Origin of the sequence: Paenibacillus sp. 3LSP (assembly GCF_032465655.1) — a bacterium.
GTDB lineage: Bacteria > Bacillota > Bacilli > Paenibacillales > Paenibacillaceae > Fontibacillus > Fontibacillus barengoltzii.
The window spans coordinates 1-18,220 of sequence record NZ_JAWDJI010000027.1 but is presented as its reverse complement, the minus strand read 5'-3'; the positions used below and the strand labels follow the sequence as shown (position 1 = coordinate 18,220).

Below are 18,220 nucleotides of genomic sequence, written 5' to 3'. Positions count from 1 at the left end.
ATCTGATTTTGAATCCGTCACATTAGAACGATTTAGCAAATATCACGGATTCAGGTTAATGAAAGATATCCATTTATATAACAACCTGTGGGCGATGATTTTACCGACGGCGCTCAACACGTGGAATATCATTATTTTAAGAACGAGCTTCCAGTCGCTGCCGGCGGAGCTGGAAGAGGCTGCAACGATCGATGGGGCGAGTCAGGCGGCCATCTTGATTCGGGTGATCCTCCCGTTGTCCAAGGCGACGTTAGCCGTTATTTTTCTGTACTATTTGGTGGGGAACTGGAACTCCTGGTTTAACGCGATGGTCTTGTTGAAGGATCGGGAGCTGTTCCCGCTGCAGCTATTAATGAAGGAGATCTTGGTCGCCAACGATTCCACGGCTACCACCATTGGCAGTGCAGGCGGCGTCGTCATCGACAGTGCCCAGAGCTCGACCGCCTTCCGGGAATTGGTGAAATATTGCGCGATCGTCGTATCCACGGTGCCGATTTTGTGCGTGTATCCGTTCTTGCAGAAGTATTTTGTTAAAGGTGTCTACGTCGGATCAATTAAAGGGTGAGCGAAGAGAGATGGAAACAGGAAAATTCGGAAAAGCGCTGTTGCCTGCCATTTGTCTGTTTCTATTGGCGCAGGTCGGTTGTGCCGGATCTGATGCTAAGGGTGACGAGCGGGATGATTTTTATAATTTACTGATGCAGGACGGGGCAGATCCTTGGATGTATAAACATACCGACGGGTATTATTACTTCACGAAAACCACCGGCAGTGACGTGACAGTATGGAAATCCGCCAGCATAACGGGGATGGATGGTGCTCCCCGGCGAGTGATTCCAACGGGCGGCCACAACATATGGGCTCCCGAGCTCCATTATATTCATGGGGCTTGGTATATCTACTACGCCATGGATGACGGGGATAACGTGAACCATCGGATGTACGTAATGGAGAATACTTCGGCTGATCCCCTGCAAGGCGTCTGGAAGCAAAAAGGGCAAATCACCGACACTACCAACCGTTGGGCGATCGATGGGACCGTTCTGCAGGTGAACGGGGAGCTGTATTTTATTTGGTCTGGTTGGGAAGGGAAGGAGAATATCCGTCAAAATCTCTACATCGCCCATATGAGCAACCCTTGGACAATTGACTCAGAGCGGGTGGAGATTTCCCGGCCGACGTATGCTTGGGAAACGAATCATTCGCCGCAAGTGAATGAAGGTCCGCAGGTGGCGATTCGAAACGGCATCATTAATCTGGTCTACTCGGCGAGCGGGAGCTGGACGAATGACTACTGTCTGGGATTAATTACGGCCGATGTAACCCGTGATTTGCTTGATCCGGCTTCCTGGCATAAAAGAGAGGAGCCGATTTTCGTGTCCGGCAACGGACTGTACGGCCCGGGACATCATTCCTTCACCACGTCACCTGACGGGACGGAGGATTGGATTGTATATCACGTGGCGAAATACAAGGATGCCGGCTGGAACCGGGAGGTGCGGATGCAGCCTTTTACTTGGAACGCGGACAACACCCCGAATTTAGGGGTTCCGGCGGATCCGAACCTCCCGTTGTCTTTGCCATCCGGAGAGGTGAGCCGCGTCCGCTATGAAGCGGAGAAGGGGCAGCTTGGGGGCGGTGTGACTGTGCTGGAGAATCCTGAGGGCTCCGGCGGAAAAAGCGTTGGGCGGTTTGAGCAGAAAGACAGCTACGCGGAGTATTCCATCCAAGCTTCGGCAGGAGAGTACCTCTTGCTGGCGCGAACTGCAAACGGGAGTGCTGCCGGAGAAATGGCCTATTTTGACTTGAGCGTTGATATAGGGACTTCCGTTACCGCAGTGGTTCACCCGAAGGGGTGGAACAACTGGGGGGTGTCCACCGCCAAAATTCAGTTGAAGGATGGGGTGAACAAGCTGCGATTCACGAAGAATCGCGGGGAGTTTGAATTGGATTGTTTTGACCTGTTGCCGTTGAAGATTCCGGAATCGTGATAACTTTTATGAATCTTGATTTATTCCAGCTTTGTGTAGTAAAGTCAAGAAAGTAAGATCATTATTTGGGAATACGGATACGGAGGTTCCTATGCTGGAAGTCGGGATACACGAACCGGATAAGTTGGTTCAAGTGGCGCACGCGCTCTCTACACGGTCTCGCGTAGACATTCTTCGTCTGCTCAACACGCGGAGCATGAATATCATTGAGCTTGCCGAGACGCTGGAACTTCCGGTGTCTACGGTGGCAAACAACGTTAAGATCCTGGAAGCGGCCAAGCTGATTAATACGGAATTGCTTCCGGCCGTCCGCGGTGCGATGAAGGTGTGCAGCCGCAATTATGACGATATTCTCATCTCGCTGAACTCAAGCATCCGGACGTCCAAGGACGGGATGAAGTTCTACGAGGTTGAAATGCCGATCGGGCATTACAGCGACTGCGAGGTTCATCCGACGTGCGGTATGGCATCCAGTGAAGGCATGTTGGTTCGGGAGGATGAGCCGGCCAGCTTCTATCACCCCAAGCATGTGGGAGCGCAGATTTTGTGGTTTCGTAAAGGGTATGTGGAGTACCAGTTCCCGCTGGAAGTTCCGCAAAATGCGCGCATTCAATCGCTGGAATTGTCCATGGAAATGTGCTCGGAAGCCCCCAACTACGACAATGACTGGCCTTCGGATATTTCGGTATGGATTAATGGCGTTGAGATCGGCATGTGGACGAGTCCCGGGGATTTCGGGGATCGGCGCGGCACATTCAATCCTCCCTGGTGGGAAGATTGGATGACCCAATACGGCTTGCTGAAAACATGGCGAGTTGACCGCGAACGCACAACGCTCGATATGCAGAAGGTCTCCGACGTTACGATCGACGATCTGAACCTTGATCAACGACCAAGTCTGCGTGTACGGATCGGCGTTAAGCCGGATGCGATCCATAAGGGCGGTGTCAATCTGTTCGGCAAGCAGTTTGGCGATTATGATCAGGACCTAGTTCTTCAGATCGCCTACACCATGGATGAAGACACTGGTTCCATTTGAATAAGCTCTAATTTGACCATCGACTCCTTGGGGAGTCGGTGGTTTTTTTGTATCATAGGCACTTAATTCCAAAAAGTTCGTAAAATAAAAACACTTAATGTAATTAGAAAAATCGACTGAAAACGTTGACAAAACAGAAGTTCGGGGCTATATTTAGCTTAAAAGATACAAAAATTATGTATTAAAACAAAAACAATAAATAAAGACCCGAAGGAGCGGAAAAATGACAAGTCAACCTTTACGTAACGAGTACCCCCGTCCCCAATTTGTCCGCGACGCTTGGATGAGTTTAAACGGTGAGTGGGAGTTTGAATTTGACGACCAAGGAATTGGTGAAAGAGACAGATGGTACGAGACACATGATTTCAGTCGGAAAATCAACGTGCCATTCTGCTATCAGAGCAAACTGAGCGGTATAGGTGACCCGACTGTACACGACCAGGTATGGTACCGGAGAACGTTTACCGTACCTCAAGACTACAAGTCAGGCAGACTGCTCTTGCATTTTGGTGCTGTGGATTATGAGGCCAAAGTATGGGTGAACGGGCATCTGGTAGCGATGCATGAAGGCGGACATACTCCATTTACGGCGGATATTACGGATGTACTGGATGAAGGCGAGAATACCGTTGTTGTGAAGGCGACGGACTACAGCCGCGATGTTTCCCTGCCGCGGGGCAAGCAGTATTGGAAGGATCAATCCGAGAGCATCTTCTATACCCGCACGACTGGGATTTGGCAGAGCGTCTGGCTTGAGCCGGTACCTACGACGCGAATTGATCGCATTCGGTTGGTGCCGGACATCGACAAGAATGATATCGGACTTGAGGTGTTTTTGGCGGGACACAGCGCCTCCGTTAAAGCCAGCATGAAGGCGGTCATTACGTTTAACGGCGAATTTGTCACCGAGGATTGCTTCTCCGTAAGTCATGAGTCGGGTCGCCGGGTGATCCATTTGGAGGATTTTAACGATCATGGCTTGGGACGCTGGTGGACCCCGGAACGCCCCAACTTGTACGATCTGGAGTTAACGCTGTTGATCGACGGTACACCTGTGGACAAGGTCCAAAGCTATTTCGGGATGCGCAAAATTTCCGTGGAATCCGGCAAATTGCACTTAAATAATCGCTCCTATTATATGAAGCTGGTGCTGGATCAAGGTTACTTCCCGGATGGCTTGCTGACTGCGCCAAGCGATGAGGACTTGCGGCGGGACGTGGAGTTGGTAAAGGCCATGGGGCTGAACGGGGTGCGGAAGCATCAGAAGATCGAAGATCCCCGTTACTTGTATTGGGCTGACAAACTGGGGCTGCTGGTGTGGGGGGAGATGGCGAACGCCTACCAGTTCACTGAGCAGTATGTCAGTCGGATGACGCGAGAATGGATCCAGGCGGTGGAGCGGGATATTAACCATCCTTGCATCGTGGCATGGGTTCCGCTGAACGAAAGCTGGGGCGTGACCAACATCATGATCGACAAGCAGCAACAGCACCACGCGGTATCGCTGTACCACCTGACCAAGTCGCTGGATCCCACGCGTCCGGTTGTTTCCAATGACGGATGGGAATTGGTGACCACTGACCTTGTGACGATTCACGACTACGAATGGCGCAAGGAGAAGTTGGAGGAGCGATATGCAACCGTCGAATCGGCTTTGACTGCAGCTCCCGGGAATCGGGTGATTCTGGTACCTGGATTCCCTTACGAGGGACAGCCAATTTTGGTCACAGAGTTTGGCGGGATCTCCTTTAAGGTGAATGAATGGGAAGGCTGGGGGTACTCCGGTGCGGAGAATGAGGAGGATTTTGCGCTGCGCCTGAAGAATGTAATCGTACCGATGCTGCAATCTCCGGTGGTCCAAGGCTTCTGCTATACCCAGTTCACGGACGTGGAACAGGAAATTAACGGCTTGCTGACCTACGATCGTAAGCCGAAGCTTCCTTTGGAAACCATCCGTTCAATTGTGGCGGGAACCTAAAAATCAAGGAGTGCCCTTATCTAATGACCCAAAATCAGCGAACAGGCGCGGCATTGATTCGTGAGATCGCCCGGACGGAACCTCCGTACGGAACCTTGGCGGTGTGGTATCTCGGCCAGGAAAGCGTCATCGTCAAAGGGGACGGGATCACGATTTACGTAGACCCTTATCTCTCGGGCGATCTGGACGACGGTGATTGGCGGCGCGCATTTCCTGCACCGATTGCACCGGAAGAGATTGAAGGCGTACAGCTATGCCTGATAACGCATGAACATGATGACCATATGGATGCGCGGACGTTGCCATGGCTGCATCGCAGCAGTCCCGAGGCGCCGATCGTTGCGCCGGCATGCTGCAAGCCAGCATTGCTAGAGATGGGCATCTCGGAGTCTGTGCTCATGACCGCCGACGATCGTCAGCCGCTGGAGCTCTTCTCCAAGCTGCGGGTAACGCCGATTGCGGCGGCCCATGAGCAGCTGGAACGGGATGCCGACGGCTGCCCCCGGTACGTTGGGTACGTTCTGGAGCTCAACGGCGTGACGCTTTATCATGCCGGAGATACGTTGGTTTTTCCGGAATTGATCAAGCAAGTGGGTGAGCTGAAACCGGACATCGCCCTGCTGCCGATCAACGGGCGGGACTACTTCCGCCAGCAGCGTGGAATCGTGGGAAACATGGATTATCGCGAAGCGGCACATTTCGCCCAGGAAATCGGCGCGGACACCGTAATCCCGCTGCATTATGACCTGTTTGCGGTAAATGCAGAGAAGCCAGGTCATTTTGTGGACTACCTGTATGAGCATTTCCCAGAGCAAAAAGTCCACGTCATGGCCCGAGCCGAGCGCTTCCTCTACGTTTCCCCACGCGCTTTCCTGCTGGGCTAACCATGCAAAAAATAGCCGACCAGAAGATAATGATTCTGGCCGGCTATTTTTATAAGCAGGCGGTTGGAGGATGAGGCACCTCTTGTGGAGGCCCCTTTCACACATTATCCCTCTTGATCAGGGAGAGTGTCTGTGTGTTGCTTTTGCACCATTATCCCGTTTGATCAGAGAGTTTCTTGTGGTGCGCTTTTACATCACTATCCCTTTTGTTCAGGGGGGGTCTTTAGGGGCACCTTTCACACATTATCCCTCTTGATCAGGGAGAGTGTGTCTGTGTGTCGCTTTTGCACCATGATCCCGTTTGATCAGAGAGTCTCTTGTGGTGCGCTTTTACATCACTATCCCTTTTGTTCAGGGGGGCTCTTTAGGGGCACCTTTCACACATTATCCCTCTTGATCAGGGAGTGTGCCTGTGCGTCGCTTTTGCACCATTATCCCTTTTGTTAAGTAGGATGTGGGAGGTGTACCCGTATGGGCGAACACGAAAACAGGAGGAAGTCGAGGCTGGATCCAAGAATAATCCGGAATCACATACCAACCGTCTTGTCCACACGAATATCCGCAATCTTCTCTGCAATTCCTTCACTTGAGTAGACCTGTTTCCCGTCAGCTGACCAAAGGGGATAATCCTGCAAAGATGTCCGGACAGAGGTGGGAGCTGGCTGAGAGCCAACTGTCCATGCCCCTCATCATCATCTCCAAAGTGTATCTGTTCTACGGAGAAAGGGCGCTCGGACTCAGCATTGGGGGCCTAGTCTAAGTGTCCGTACAAAGCGAGGATCGCTTGGGCTTCGGAGATCACGCGTTCCCGCAGCTCTTGCGGCTCCAACACCTCTGCATCTCGGCCGATCCTCAGGATCACGCCGCATGCCCAGTCCAGTGTCTGGAGGTCGACCTCCGCCAGGATCTGGCCCTGGTTGTCCGAGTTTTCAACTTGAAGCACCTTAATAAATCGTTCCTTGCGCAGACGATCCAACCCGGCTTCGGTCGTCCGTACCCGAGCGACATAACGGGGCAACTCGGATTTGAAGCGGGCGGTTGTTTGCTCCCAATACGCTGCCAGATCAAACCCCTCCGGTCGCATGAAGGTTTCATCCAACAGCGAGGCTTCTTCCAACCGAGAAATACGGAACGTGCGAAGCTCACCGTCAGGCTCTTGCTCGGCCGCTACATACCATACGTTACGTTTAGCGACCAGCCCCAAGGGGTGAATGATCCGCTCGGTGATCCCCTCTTCTTTGCGATAGCGGATGCGCAGCTTCCGCTGGGCCCACACCGCCTCCTGTACGGCGGACAGCCAAGGGAAAGCCTCCTCCGAAGCGTGCCAACCAGCCCCGTCGATATGGAGGCGCTCGCGGATCAACTCGGCATCCTGCCGGATTGGGGCGGGGGCAGCCGCTAATAGCTTCTGGTAAGCAGCTTGAAAGTCCCCCTGAATCCCCAGATCCTTCAAAAGCTCGTTATGGTTCGCCAGCAACAGCGAGACGATTTCCTCCGGCCGCATGCCGGTCAGATTCGTCCGATAGCTGTCCGCCAGCACCCAGCCGCCGCGGGAGCCGCGCTCCGCGTACACGGGGATGCCCGCCGCACTCAACGCCTCAATGTCCCGGACGATCGTCCGCTCCGACACTTCCAGCAGTTCTGCCAGCTGGCGCGAGCTCATTTTTCCCCGGTTCTGCAGCAAGAGCAGCAGATTTAGCAAACGGTCCGCACGCATAAAAAACTCCCTCTTTCGGCTCTTTAGGTTCGTCGAATGATTATACCATAGATATAAGACAATAGATGTCATATATCCTTTGTTATGCTACAAAGGCACGTGCGAATTTCGAACTGGAAAGGAAGCGAACGAAACCATGGAGAAGAAACCTTTAGCGGGAAAAGTGGCCGTCGTTGCCGGGGCAACGCGAGGAGCGGGCCGGGGCATCGCCGTCATGCTGGGGGCCGCAGGAGCCACGGTGTATTGCACCGGACGGAGTATCCGGGGAGAAGCATCGGACATCGGACGGACGGAGACGATTGACGAGACAGCCGAAATGGTAACCTCTCGCGGCGGAGTCGGGATTGCTGTCCGCACGGATCATACGGTGCCGGAGCAGGTTAAGGCTTTGTTTGAACGTGTGGACAAGGAACAGAACGGACGCTTGGACATTTTGGTGAACGACATTTGGGGCGGTGAGAGCCTCACTCATTGGAACACTCCGTTTTGGGAACAACCGCTGGCTGACGGGCTGCTAATGCAGGAAAGAGCCGTTCGCACCCATCTCATTACGAGTTACTACGGGGTACCGCTGATGATCAAACGGAAAGAAGGTCTGGTCATCGAAATTACCGACGGGTCGACCTATAACTATCGTGGGAACCTGTACTACAGTTTGGCGAAAATCTCACCGATCCACTTGGCCGCAGCCATGGCCGAGGAACTGAAGCCGTACAATGTGACGGCAGTGGCGGTGACTCCTGGATTTTTGCGTTCCGAGCAGATGCTGGATTACTTTGGAGTTCAGGAAGCGAATTGGCAAGATGCCGTCAAGAAGGAACCGTTATACGCGGAATCCGAAACGCCGTATTTTGTGGGGCAGGCGGTGGCTGCCCTAGCTGCAGACCCGAACGTTCATGAAAAAGCCGGCCGGGCGCTGACCAGCTGGGACCTGTCCGACGAATACGGGTTCATCGATATCGACGGGCGGAAGCCGCATTGGGGCAATTTTGCGTGCAAACGGGGATTGCCGGTGAACTGAGCGTAGGAACGAGGTGTGCGAGTTCTGGATCCGTCCTCTGAAAAAAAGCGCGAGGGCAAGAGAATTTTCCTGCACTCGCGCTCTACAGTTTTATTTGCCTTGCGTCCATAAACGTGCGGCATAATGGGGAATCGCTTGGATGTCGTGTAATTTGGCGATCTCCACTCCTTCAAATCGCTCGACATAAGCCTGGTTCACGTAACTATGAACCGTGCCTCGGCGCAGCGGTGTAATGGAGAGATGCAGCGGGTGATTTTCTAACTCGTGACGCACTTGTTTTAACCCGATTTCCCAAGGCTGACCGAAGTGGATATGATCCGTCAGCATCCGGTCACGGAGATAAGCGGAGGCTACATCCCCGTCGTACTCGATACGAAGCCAGACATCCGGCACAGATTCCGGCCAGTCAGCGGGGACATCCACCAGTACAGAGCGATCTGATGGCGAGTGGAGAGTCATCTCGGGCGAATAAGCGGCAAAATCAAGGGTATACGTTTGGAACACACAACCGTCAGGTTTTGCCGCAGCTTGCAGTACTCCCGCACTGCTCCGCAATTCCGCTGATGGGCTAGGTGCAGGAAAGAGGGATAAAGTCACTTCGTTTTGTCCCGGCGAAGTACAGATAAGCTGTCCATCCCTCATCACCAAGTGGCTTGTGCTAATAACCAGCGTATCGCGGCCCCACAGACCGTCGAACCGATACGTTTGCAATGCCTCAGCTCGGGTTAAGGTGACAAGGCGAACGGTCTTGCCTTCGGTCGTCTTCACACGGATCTGATACTGGCGGCCCGCCGCCGGGCGAAGAATCCAGTTCGCTTCGTCTTCTTCCACGACGCCATGGCACTCCTCCCCTCCTACTTCGGATACCGAAAATTTTCGGAGCACGATCTCAGGTTCCATTCCGTCATGGGCAAAAAACACCAACACCGTTTCGTCCCCTGCCTCTAACCGGGCTAAGAGCTGGGCGGTGGCGCTCACTATCATCAATCCGTCCAGCTCCAGGTTGAACGGCAGGATCGCGCCAAGCCCGCTCCGAAGGGAGAGTTCTCCGGTTTGAGGGAAGCATACCTTCCCCTTCGGCGTATCCAGTTCGATTCGCAGCCGGCGATCCGGCAGATCGACATGATCCTGGAAATTGTTCAGGAACACAAAGCCGGAGCCGTCTTTTTGCCGGACGCACCAACGGATGCTCTGGGTATCTTCCGGTGCGATTAGCTCCTGACCTGCGGGCAGTACGGTCCCCATCGGAGCCAGAAGGTGACCAAAAGATTGCAAGAACAACGAGATCGCACGGATACGGTCATACGAATCACCAACCCGTCCAAACTCGCCTAAGGGCGATTGGTAATCGTAGGTGATTTTTGGTAAACCGGATTCGTTGAGGAACGTCTTGCGGCCGATAGGATTGGAACCACCGTGGTACATGTAATAGCCCAGGAGGTTACTGCCGCTGCCCAGCTTCACCAACGTCATCGCCTCGACGCTCTCCGCAGGTACGTAAGGCCGTGCCTTGTAGCTGACTTGCATGCCGCCGGCCATTTCGCAATAAGCTACCGGATACTCCTGGCTGTCGTAATTTACCGGCTCAGCAGGCGTAACGTGCAGATCCTGGAACAGGAACTCCCGGCTTGGCGGTTGGTTGGGAATCCACGGCGTATAAGCGTACCCCGCCAGCATGGGTAACGTGCCATCCTCTGGCACAGCGGCTCCGCCCCAAGCCGTTGCAGTGAAGAACAGCGGACGAATGCCTACCTCCTCGGCAATCCGGCGCAATTCGTCCAAGTGGGCGGAGCCCTCCGTACCGGCGGTCACGTATTGACCGGAGCTGTATCCCCAAGCATCCAACGGTGCGCCGGCATGCATATACTCGTTCTCCAGTTGCACAGCGATCACCGGACCGCCTTCTTGATAATAAGTGCCTTGGATTTGCCGAGCGATCTCCCGATACAAACGTCGGGCCAGTGACAAGTATCGCTCATCATTAGAGCGAACCTCCAGCGGATAGCGGAACACCCAATCGGGGATGCCGCCGTTGCGGACCTCACCATGACAAAACGGGCCGATCCGCAAGATGAGCGGCAGCTCAAGCTTGGCGCAGAGATCAATGAAATGCCGCAGATTGCGGTTGCCGCTCCAATCGAAGACGCCCTCCTCTTCCTCGTGAAAATTCCAGAACACGTAAGTTGCAACCACATGAACGCCGCCGGCTTTCATTTTCAGCAACTCTTCTTCCCAATGCAAGTATGAGAAACGGGAAAAATGAAACTCGCCCACGACCGGAATCACCGGTTCGCCGTTGCGAGTCATATAGAAGTTGGTAAATCCAAACGATTCTCCTTTCGGATTGCTTCCGGCATGCAGGGCAAGTTTGCCGGGGCGGATCGTTTTGTTGACTTGGCCGATTTCAAGTCTTAGGATTGCAGCTGTGTGATTAGTCATAGAGAGAACAGCCTCCTGAAGGGTTTGAGATCCGATGGATCGTGTTGGTTCTGGATGTTGGAAAAGACATCGGTTATATTCATTTTAGATGTTTATTGCTGAATGAAGGAAGAGAGGATATGGCTAAAAAACCGACGGATTATGCTATCAATGAGGAGCGTCCCTATGGCATTTTAATTGCAGGGCATTATACGGAATCCGCAGGGTATTCCATTCACCGGCCTCCCGATCCTGTAGGTTGGCTGTTGATGTATACGCTGACCGGAGAAGGACAAGTGCAAGTTGCCGGTGAAGCGATGCCTTGCCGGCCTGGGGACGTTGTGATCCTGCTGCCCGGTTTGCCCCACCAATATGGTACGGCGGGGGCTGAGTGGGAGTTTATTTGGGTTCATTTTATACCTGATCCCTCTTTTCGGCCGTGGTTGAGCCTCCCACAGCAATCCGAAGGGTTTGTCCGTTTACTTGTGGATAGCTGCCCCGGCCAAAACGGATTTTCCGAAGCGCTTCGGCGAATGGAACGGTACAGCAGTTGGGGCGGGAACTCCGAACTCCATCATCGCTTGGCGGAGCTGGCGTTAGAGGAAGCACTGTTGTTGCTCCGTACGGAGGTGGCCAAGGACAGCGACGAAGCCGCCTTGGATCCAAGAATCGCCGATGTCGTTGGGTATCTGCGGGAGTCGTATCGCGAACGGGTAAGCATCCCGGAGCTGGCCAAGCGCTGCTGCATGTCGCCTTCCCGGCTGTCGCACCTGTTTAAAGAGCAGGTAGGAGACACGATCATCGGCACCGTCAATAAAATCCGCTTGGAAAAGGCAGCTCAGCTGCTGACTTTTACGACGCGGCAAGTGGCCGAAATCGCCGGGGATGTCGGCTTTGACAGTCCGGATCATTTTACGCGAATGTTCTGCCAGGTTTACGGGGAGACCCCGTCCGCATATCGCAAGCGCAAGCGAGCGGGTTTGTAAACCGAAAAAAGTGCCCGGTAAGCAACAAGGTGTCCCAAAATCACATTTGGAACCCCTTGTTTTTTTGACCTTCAGGCCATTAATATGTACCGCTGGGTCGCTGCGACACATCGCGTTCGAACGCTACAATCCAGTCGCCCTGGACTGCAGCATATCCGACATCACCTTCGGCGACAAGGCCGTACAGATTTTTGACATCCAAATATTCCTGACGGCTGCCGTTGTCAAACTCCAATGTAATGTAATAGTACGTCCGAGAAGAAGAGCGGTGTATCGCGTTATGTTGGCCCATGTGACTGGAGTGGTGCCTCACGTCCATCCGTTTCGAGATGATTCGCGCATATCTCGTTTCCCGCGGAGAGCGGGCGTTCTTAACGTAACGGACCCCACTGGATATCATCAGCACGATGAAGAAAAAATTGTTTCAGTATGCGAAAAAGCGGTTACCACGATTAATTGAGAGAGGTTAGAGAGAAAATGTAAGATCACTGTAAAAATTGTAATATTTCAGTAAATATATGGAATGTTATGACATTTAAATGTAGAATATGGGCGTGGCCACAATAATTTAAAAGGAGTTTTAAATAATGCCCGTGCAACAGATAGAGTTGATCTGTACTTTACATCTACGGGTCCTGTAAGCAGTGGAGTATCCTACCATGAATGGATCACAGTCGATGGTGGAAGCCCAATTAGTAAAAGTATTCGGTTTCAGTAAGATAGATCTGATTATTTAATCCAGCCCAGAATGTGAAAAGAGCATATTCTGCTCTATTCACATTCTGGTTATTTTGGGAGGATGAAATGCGGCAAATCATCAAGGAAGTTGGGATCAATCGAAAATTGTTCGCGATGCTGATGGTTGGATTTCTTTTTACTCTATTGCCGATGCAAATCGCGCTATCCACCCAATCCAATTTTGATGATATCTATTATGACTCTATCAATGGTCATTTTCGATACTACTATACTTTAGAACTAACCAATTTAGAGTCACTAAAACTAGATCAATTGCAGAAAGCAGCAGACAACGCTTTTGTTAGTTCAAGTGTAATTACGAATGAGTTTCCAGTGAAAGACCCAGAGCATGGAAGGATTAGTATTACAGGGCTACTAAACTTGAAAATATGGTCTCCTCCATTACTTGATGGGACAGGGATCGCACCAGATGAGTCAAACGGAGTTATCGTTGGAAAGATCATATCCAGTCATGTGGGGAAAATCAATTTATTAGGCAAAGCGTACAACATCAAAGGAATCGCCGGAAGGGGCTTGAGCACTGCCTATAATTTAAGAGTATTTATGAATTTTGACAGTCTCCCTATTTCCATCATCGAGGACATCAAACGTGAGAACGCATTACAACTTATCGTCAGGTCCAATCAAAATCCAAAAAACGAAATCAGTTCATTTACCTCCGAAATTAGCCAACTAGCTAAGGATGTAAAAATAAACACCAATGATGATACCAAAGCAATTAAACAAGCAAAAAAATCAAGTGGTATGGTGAAGGAGATCTTAAGTTACCCTTACCAACTACTAACAATCGCTTTGGTCAACTGCATCATCGTGAGTTATTTATGGATTTACTTGAAAAGAAAAGAGATGGCTATTCGAAAAGCGATAGGAGCCAGCCATACCCGTTTAGTCATAAATATCATTCTTCAATTGATCCTGTGTGCGATGATTGCCACCATTGTTTCCAATACCATTCTGTGGTTAGCAGGCCATTTCAGTTCAGGCATTTTTGCTTCAACAGGTTATTTTATAAACACTCGTCCGGACCAAATTGGACTTGCCTGCATAGCAACTATTGCCATTGCCTTAATCACGTCGCTTGTTCCCATCCTGCACTTATTTCGTCTTGAACCTGCTAAGGCTTTAAAGGAGTAACCTAATATGATCAGAATAAAAGCTGCCGTTAGAGCGTTGCGAAATAGATGGTTCCTGACCTTGCTTTTGTTGATTCAATTTACCTATGGTTTATCCACGATCACAAGTTCAGGAAATATTTTTTATAACTTCTACTATCTACTCCATCACTCACTGTTAGAGTTGGAGAGCACTTATCTCGTTGTTCCTGGTAAAAATTTTGGGACGACCGAGGTTGAAAGATGGAAATACAATAAGGATCAAATCGCGGAACTGTATCGCCATCTTGATCAGAACCCGGATGTTCTCGCGTACGGTACTTACTATCAAAGTATTGTCCTGCTTAATGATACAAACCGTTCAATAGCTCCTCAGTTATTGGAAGGATTGACCAGGGACAATAGTGGGCTCCAAGCACCTTATATAGAATCCATTGTAATTGACAAGAACTACTATACTCTTTTGGGCTTGAAACTTCGTGAAGGACAAGGCTTGTTGCCGCAAGACTTCGAGAGAACAGGTCAACAACAAGTGAATGTACTCGTGGGGTCTTATTTCAAAAAGTATTATAAATTAGGAGATCTCATCAATGAGCAATACAGAATTAATGGTTTCTTGCCTGATAAGTATATCGTGAATAACAATACAACCAATACTTACTTGAATTTAGATAAGGCCATGTTAGTCCCAATGCCTAATGATCAATCTAGCAATTATGACTCCATGTATACGAGGCTATTCCTTGGGACGGTATTAAAGTTGCGGAAGGATGCAGATCTATATCAGTTGAGTCAGACCCTTCGGTTACCAGAGAGTAAAGTGGATATTCATCTTAAAAGTCTAGAAGAAGATGTTAGGGCAAATATAAGATCCAGTGTTCATGCCCAAATTCCTCAGCTCATATTAGCTGGTAGTTTTCTCTTATTCTCTGTAATCAGTATTGCACTTGCGACAATCATTTCTATTCTAAGTCGAAAACGAGAGTTCGGCATCAAGTTGGCCGTAGGTGAGAGTGTGAGAGGGATATGGGGGCAAATTATTCTTGAAAATTCCATCATCGCTCTTGTGGGCACGGGGTTATCTTTGTCTTATTTTGTTCTGAAGTTTCAGCGGTTGCTGCAACAATTTAGCGAATATGATATGGCCAGCGTATTGAGTTTTCGCTTCAATGCTCCAATTTTTTTGCTCATAATTATCATCTTACTTTTCATCATTGTAAGCTCGAGCTGTATCGTGTATCCATTTATTCGAAAACAAGAGATCAAATCATTGATTGGAGGGATGGAATTGTGGAGGTGATCAAACTACGTGAATTAAGTAAAGTTTACCGCCATAAATCGAATGAAACTTTTGCTTTGAGAGGCATTAACCTGACGATTAATCAAGGCGAATTGGTTGCCATCATGGGACCATCAGGTTCCGGTAAGAGCACCTTGCTAAATATTCTAGGGTTAATGGACTCCCCCTCCGAAGGAGAGTATTATCTAAATGGTCAATCTGTACACCAGATCAGAAAGCATAAGGTTCACATCACCAGAAATCAAATGATCGGTTTTGTTTTTCAGTATTTTGCCTTGCTGAAGGATTTCACGGTGTTGGATAATGTGATGTTACCACTCACCTACCGTAAGATAAGAAATAACGAGAGAGTGGCGAAGGCCAGATATTATCTGCAAAAAGTGGGGTTAGCGGAGCATTTCCATAAAAAGCCCGATGAAATATCCGGAGGGCAGCAGCAAAGGGTTGCCATCGCAAGAGCTTTGGCTGCAGAGCCTGCGTTGATATTAGCCGATGAACCTACGGGTAATTTAGATCGCAAAACCGGGGAAGAGATTATGGAGTTATTACAGGAAATCAACAGAGAAGGCAAAACAGTTATCATCGTCACTCATGACATGGAGATTGCCCAAAAATGCCATCGCATCATTGAAATTGTTGATGGTAACATTCATACAGATCAGCCTAATCTTGCTTCACCGATTGTGAACGCATACGAATTGTGATAAACTGGAATCACTATAAAAAGAACGGAGGGTTCCCCGTAATGTACAATAAATTCCGTTTCACTACTTTGTGCGTATAATTGAATACTGCCAAAGGCTCTGCACCTGTGCAGGGCGAACGGGATAGGTGTACTATGATAAAGGGAACCAATTGGAACTTTAGAATAGAATATGCCTGATTTGGCCGGGAACGCGAACGGGGATTGGTGTCCCCTGTTCGTAGGTTTTGGGCTGTTTGAGGGGCCGTTTGCGTAAACACAGGTGTAGCGCCTGTGTTTATTTTTGTTCTACAAAGGAGGAACTCGGGTATGAGCATGACGGAACAACAACTAGAGCAAAAAGCCATCTTGGTTGGCGTGAATTTAAATCATCAGTCGGATTTCGATTATTCAATGGAAGAACTAGCGAATTTGGCGGAGGCCTGCGACATTGAAGTGGTGGGCGTGCTTACGCAAAACCTGCCTAAGGTCACGCCGTCACATTATATCGGTACAGGGAAAATCGCTGAGGTACGGGCGCTCTTGGAGGCGCACGACGGCAATCTCGTGATTTTTAATGATGAGTTGTCCCCGTCGCAGCTGCGAAATCTGGAGTCCGATCTGGAGTGCAAGGTGATTGACCGGACGCTGCTGATTCTGGATATTTTTGCAGAACGGGCAAAAACTCGCGAAGCTCAGCTTCAAGTTGAGGTGGCCCGGCTGAAGTATATGCTGCCGCGGCTGATCGGGCTGCGGGAATCGCTGGGCCGCCAAAGCGGCGGAGTCGGCACCACGAACCGCGGTGCAGGGGAAACGAAGCTGGAGCTCGACCGCCGGCGAATTGAGGAGAAGATCACCGCGCTGAGCCGTGAACTGGAGACGCTGGTCGCCCATCGCCAAACTCAACGCAAACAGCGCAAGAAGAACGATGAGCCTGTCGTTTCGCTCGTTGGTTACACCAACGCCGGCAAATCGACGATCATGAACGCGCTGCTCGAGATGTATAACCCCGGGCTGGAGAAGCAGGTGCTGGAGAAGGATATGCTGTTTGCCACCTTGGAGACGTCCGTTCGCAAAATCCCGCTGGAGGATAATAAATCGTTCCTGTTGACGGATACGGTTGGTTTCGTAAGCCGCCTGCCGCATCACTTGGTCAAGGCGTTCCGCTCCACGTTGGAAGAGGTTGCTGAAGCGGATCTTTTGATCCATGTCGTGGATTATTCCAACCCCGAATTTGCGCGGATGATCGAAATCACGCATCAAACGTTGAAGGAAATTGGCATCACTGACATCCCGATGATCTATGCCTACAACAAGGCCGATCGGACAGATCAAGCATTCCCAAGTGTGCAGGGAGATATCATTTACCTGGCGGCTAAGCCGCGCATCGGAATTACCGAGCTGGTGGATGAAGTTCGTCGGCGGATTTTCAAGGACTACGTGAAATGTACCATGTTGATTCCGTACGATAAAGGCTCCCTCGTTTCTTACTTCAATGAGCAGGCCAACGTGCTGGAGACCAGTTATGAAGAAGAGGGAACCAAGCTCGTTCTGGAGTGTAAGCAAAGCGATTACGGAAGATATAAAGAGTATGTCCTTGAAGGTGCGGAGTAACGGGAGTCGGGATTGGACTGCTGCGAAGGGATTGGAAAATTTTTTCGCAACTTGGTTGTCGGATGGGAAGAGAAGACGTATAATAGCCCTCAAAACACGTCTTTCTCACAAAGGAGAGCGATAAGCATGTCCGATATGTTAGTGAAATTATACGATCTTCCCCCCTTCGAAACGGCTGAGCAGTACGAAGCTCGGACTGGAATCACCATTCGCCGCGCCATCGGCCCGGAGAAGCATGTTATTGCAAAATGGGTAGGCGAGCATTTCAATGAGCACTGGGTCAGCGAATGTGAAGTCGCTTTATCCCGGTCGCCAGTTTCTTGTATTATCGCTGTTGAAAACGGTAAGTTGTTAGGCTTCGCCTGCTATGATGCCACGATGAAAGGATTCTTCGGACCTACCGGTGTGGATGAGAAGGAGCGGGGCCGGGGGATCGGCAAACAGCTGCTGCTGCATACGCTCGACCTGATGCGGATAGACGGTTACGGATATGCGGTGATCGGCGGTGCGGGTCCAAAGGACTTCTACGCCAAGGCAACCGGTGCGATCGTGATTGAGGGCTCGGAGCCCGGGATATATAAAGGGATGCTGCGATAATGGCAGCATCCCTTTTTTTTGAAATGGCGTGCCCAGCTAAGCACGCATCTTCTAGCCGGTGAAAGTCCGGTCGCGGGAAGGGCCAAGCCCCCGCGTAGCTAGGATACCTACGTATGGCGAAA

At 50.7% G+C, this 18,220-nt stretch carries 16 protein-coding genes; 13 read left to right on the top strand and 3 right to left on the bottom strand.

Going from position 1 to position 18,220, the window contains the following annotated elements; all coding sequences use genetic code 11:
• The 6 genes from RW092_RS01380 to RW092_RS01355 form a co-directional block, all read left to right on the top strand.
• A partial coding sequence (locus RW092_RS01380; RefSeq protein ID WP_316009314.1) for a carbohydrate ABC transporter permease occupies positions 1–565 on the top strand: 565 nt, incomplete at its 5' end.
• A gap of 10 nt (positions 566–575) precedes the next feature.
• A complete protein-coding gene (locus RW092_RS01375; RefSeq protein ID WP_316009313.1) occupies positions 576–1,991 on the top strand; it encodes a family 43 glycosylhydrolase in 1,416 nt (471 codons plus the stop codon).
• Between the two features lie 91 nt (positions 1,992–2,082).
• The gene (locus tag RW092_RS01370; protein WP_085169729.1) at positions 2,083–3,030 is read left to right on the top strand and encodes an ArsR/SmtB family transcription factor; all 948 of its coding nucleotides are present in this window, start codon (positions 2,083–2,085) and stop codon (positions 3,028–3,030) included.
• A 223-nt stretch (positions 3,031–3,253) separates the two neighbouring features.
• Entirely contained in the window at positions 3,254–5,008 is a 1,755-nt protein-coding gene (locus tag RW092_RS01365) for a glycoside hydrolase family 2 protein (protein WP_085169728.1), read from the top strand.
• 23 nt (positions 5,009–5,031) lie between these two features.
• Positions 5,032–5,892: an MBL fold metallo-hydrolase gene (locus RW092_RS01360; protein ID WP_085169727.1), complete on the top strand. Its 861-nt coding sequence runs from the start codon at positions 5,032–5,034 to the stop codon at positions 5,890–5,892.
• Positions 5,893–6,478: 586 nt separating this feature from the next.
• Positions 6,479–6,652, top strand: coding sequence for a hypothetical protein (locus RW092_RS01355; RefSeq protein WP_316009312.1), 174 nt, complete (start codon positions 6,479–6,481; stop codon positions 6,650–6,652).
• On the opposite strand, the gene RW092_RS01350 is transcribed toward RW092_RS01355, so the two are convergent.
• On the bottom strand, positions 6,644–7,609 hold the full coding sequence (locus RW092_RS01350) for a helix-turn-helix transcriptional regulator (RefSeq protein WP_316009311.1): 966 nt from the start codon (positions 7,607–7,609) through the stop codon (positions 6,644–6,646). The genes RW092_RS01355 and RW092_RS01350 overlap by 9 nt on opposite strands.
• 136 nt (positions 7,610–7,745) lie before the next feature.
• On the opposite strand from RW092_RS01350, the gene RW092_RS01345 reads away from it, so the two are divergent.
• Positions 7,746–8,630 carry an SDR family oxidoreductase gene (locus RW092_RS01345; RefSeq protein WP_316009310.1) on the top strand — a complete coding sequence of 295 codons (885 nt, stop codon included), beginning with the start codon at positions 7,746–7,748 and terminating at the stop codon, positions 8,628–8,630.
• 90 nt (positions 8,631–8,720) lie between these two features.
• Here the strand turns inward: RW092_RS01345 and RW092_RS01340 are convergent, their stop codons facing one another.
• Positions 8,721–11,069: a beta-galactosidase gene (locus RW092_RS01340; RefSeq protein ID WP_316009309.1), complete on the bottom strand. Its 2,349-nt coding sequence runs from the start codon at positions 11,067–11,069 to the stop codon at positions 8,721–8,723.
• A 119-nt stretch (positions 11,070–11,188) separates the two neighbouring features.
• On the opposite strand from RW092_RS01340, the gene RW092_RS01335 reads away from it, so the two are divergent.
• Entirely contained in the window at positions 11,189–12,034 is an 846-nt protein-coding gene (locus tag RW092_RS01335; RefSeq protein WP_016310790.1) for a helix-turn-helix domain-containing protein, read from the top strand.
• A 79-nt stretch (positions 12,035–12,113) separates the two neighbouring features.
• Here the strand turns inward: RW092_RS01335 and RW092_RS01330 are convergent, their stop codons facing one another.
• Positions 12,114–12,434 carry a DUF2500 domain-containing protein gene (locus RW092_RS01330; RefSeq protein ID WP_051134912.1) on the bottom strand — a complete coding sequence of 107 codons (321 nt, stop codon included), beginning with the start codon at positions 12,432–12,434 and terminating at the stop codon, positions 12,114–12,116.
• Between the two features lie 404 nt (positions 12,435–12,838).
• Here RW092_RS01330 and RW092_RS01325 point away from each other — a divergent pair, with 404 nt between their 5' ends.
• The 5 genes from RW092_RS01325 to RW092_RS01305 all read left to right on the top strand — a co-directional run bounded on the left by RW092_RS01325 (position 12,839) and on the right by RW092_RS01305 (position 18,098).
• The gene (locus RW092_RS01325) at positions 12,839–13,927 is read left to right on the top strand and encodes an ABC transporter permease (RefSeq protein WP_016310791.1); all 1,089 of its coding nucleotides are present in this window, start codon (positions 12,839–12,841) and stop codon (positions 13,925–13,927) included.
• A gap of 6 nt (positions 13,928–13,933) precedes the next feature.
• Complete coding sequence (locus RW092_RS01320; protein ID WP_316009308.1) at positions 13,934–15,205, top strand: ABC transporter permease; 1,272 nt, start codon at positions 13,934–13,936, stop codon at positions 15,203–15,205.
• Complete coding sequence (locus RW092_RS01315) at positions 15,196–15,909, top strand: ABC transporter ATP-binding protein (RefSeq protein ID WP_016310793.1); 714 nt, start codon at positions 15,196–15,198, stop codon at positions 15,907–15,909. The genes RW092_RS01320 and RW092_RS01315 overlap by 10 nt, the downstream gene beginning before the upstream one ends.
• A gap of 308 nt (positions 15,910–16,217) precedes the next feature.
• Positions 16,218–17,501 (top strand): GTPase HflX, encoded by a 1,284-nt coding sequence (hflX, locus tag RW092_RS01310; RefSeq protein ID WP_410055496.1) that lies wholly within the window; start codon positions 16,218–16,220, stop codon positions 17,499–17,501.
• 126 nt (positions 17,502–17,627) lie between these two features.
• Complete coding sequence (locus tag RW092_RS01305; protein WP_028538968.1) at positions 17,628–18,098, top strand: GNAT family N-acetyltransferase; 471 nt, start codon at positions 17,628–17,630, stop codon at positions 18,096–18,098.
• Positions 18,099–18,220: the final 122 nt, after the last annotated feature.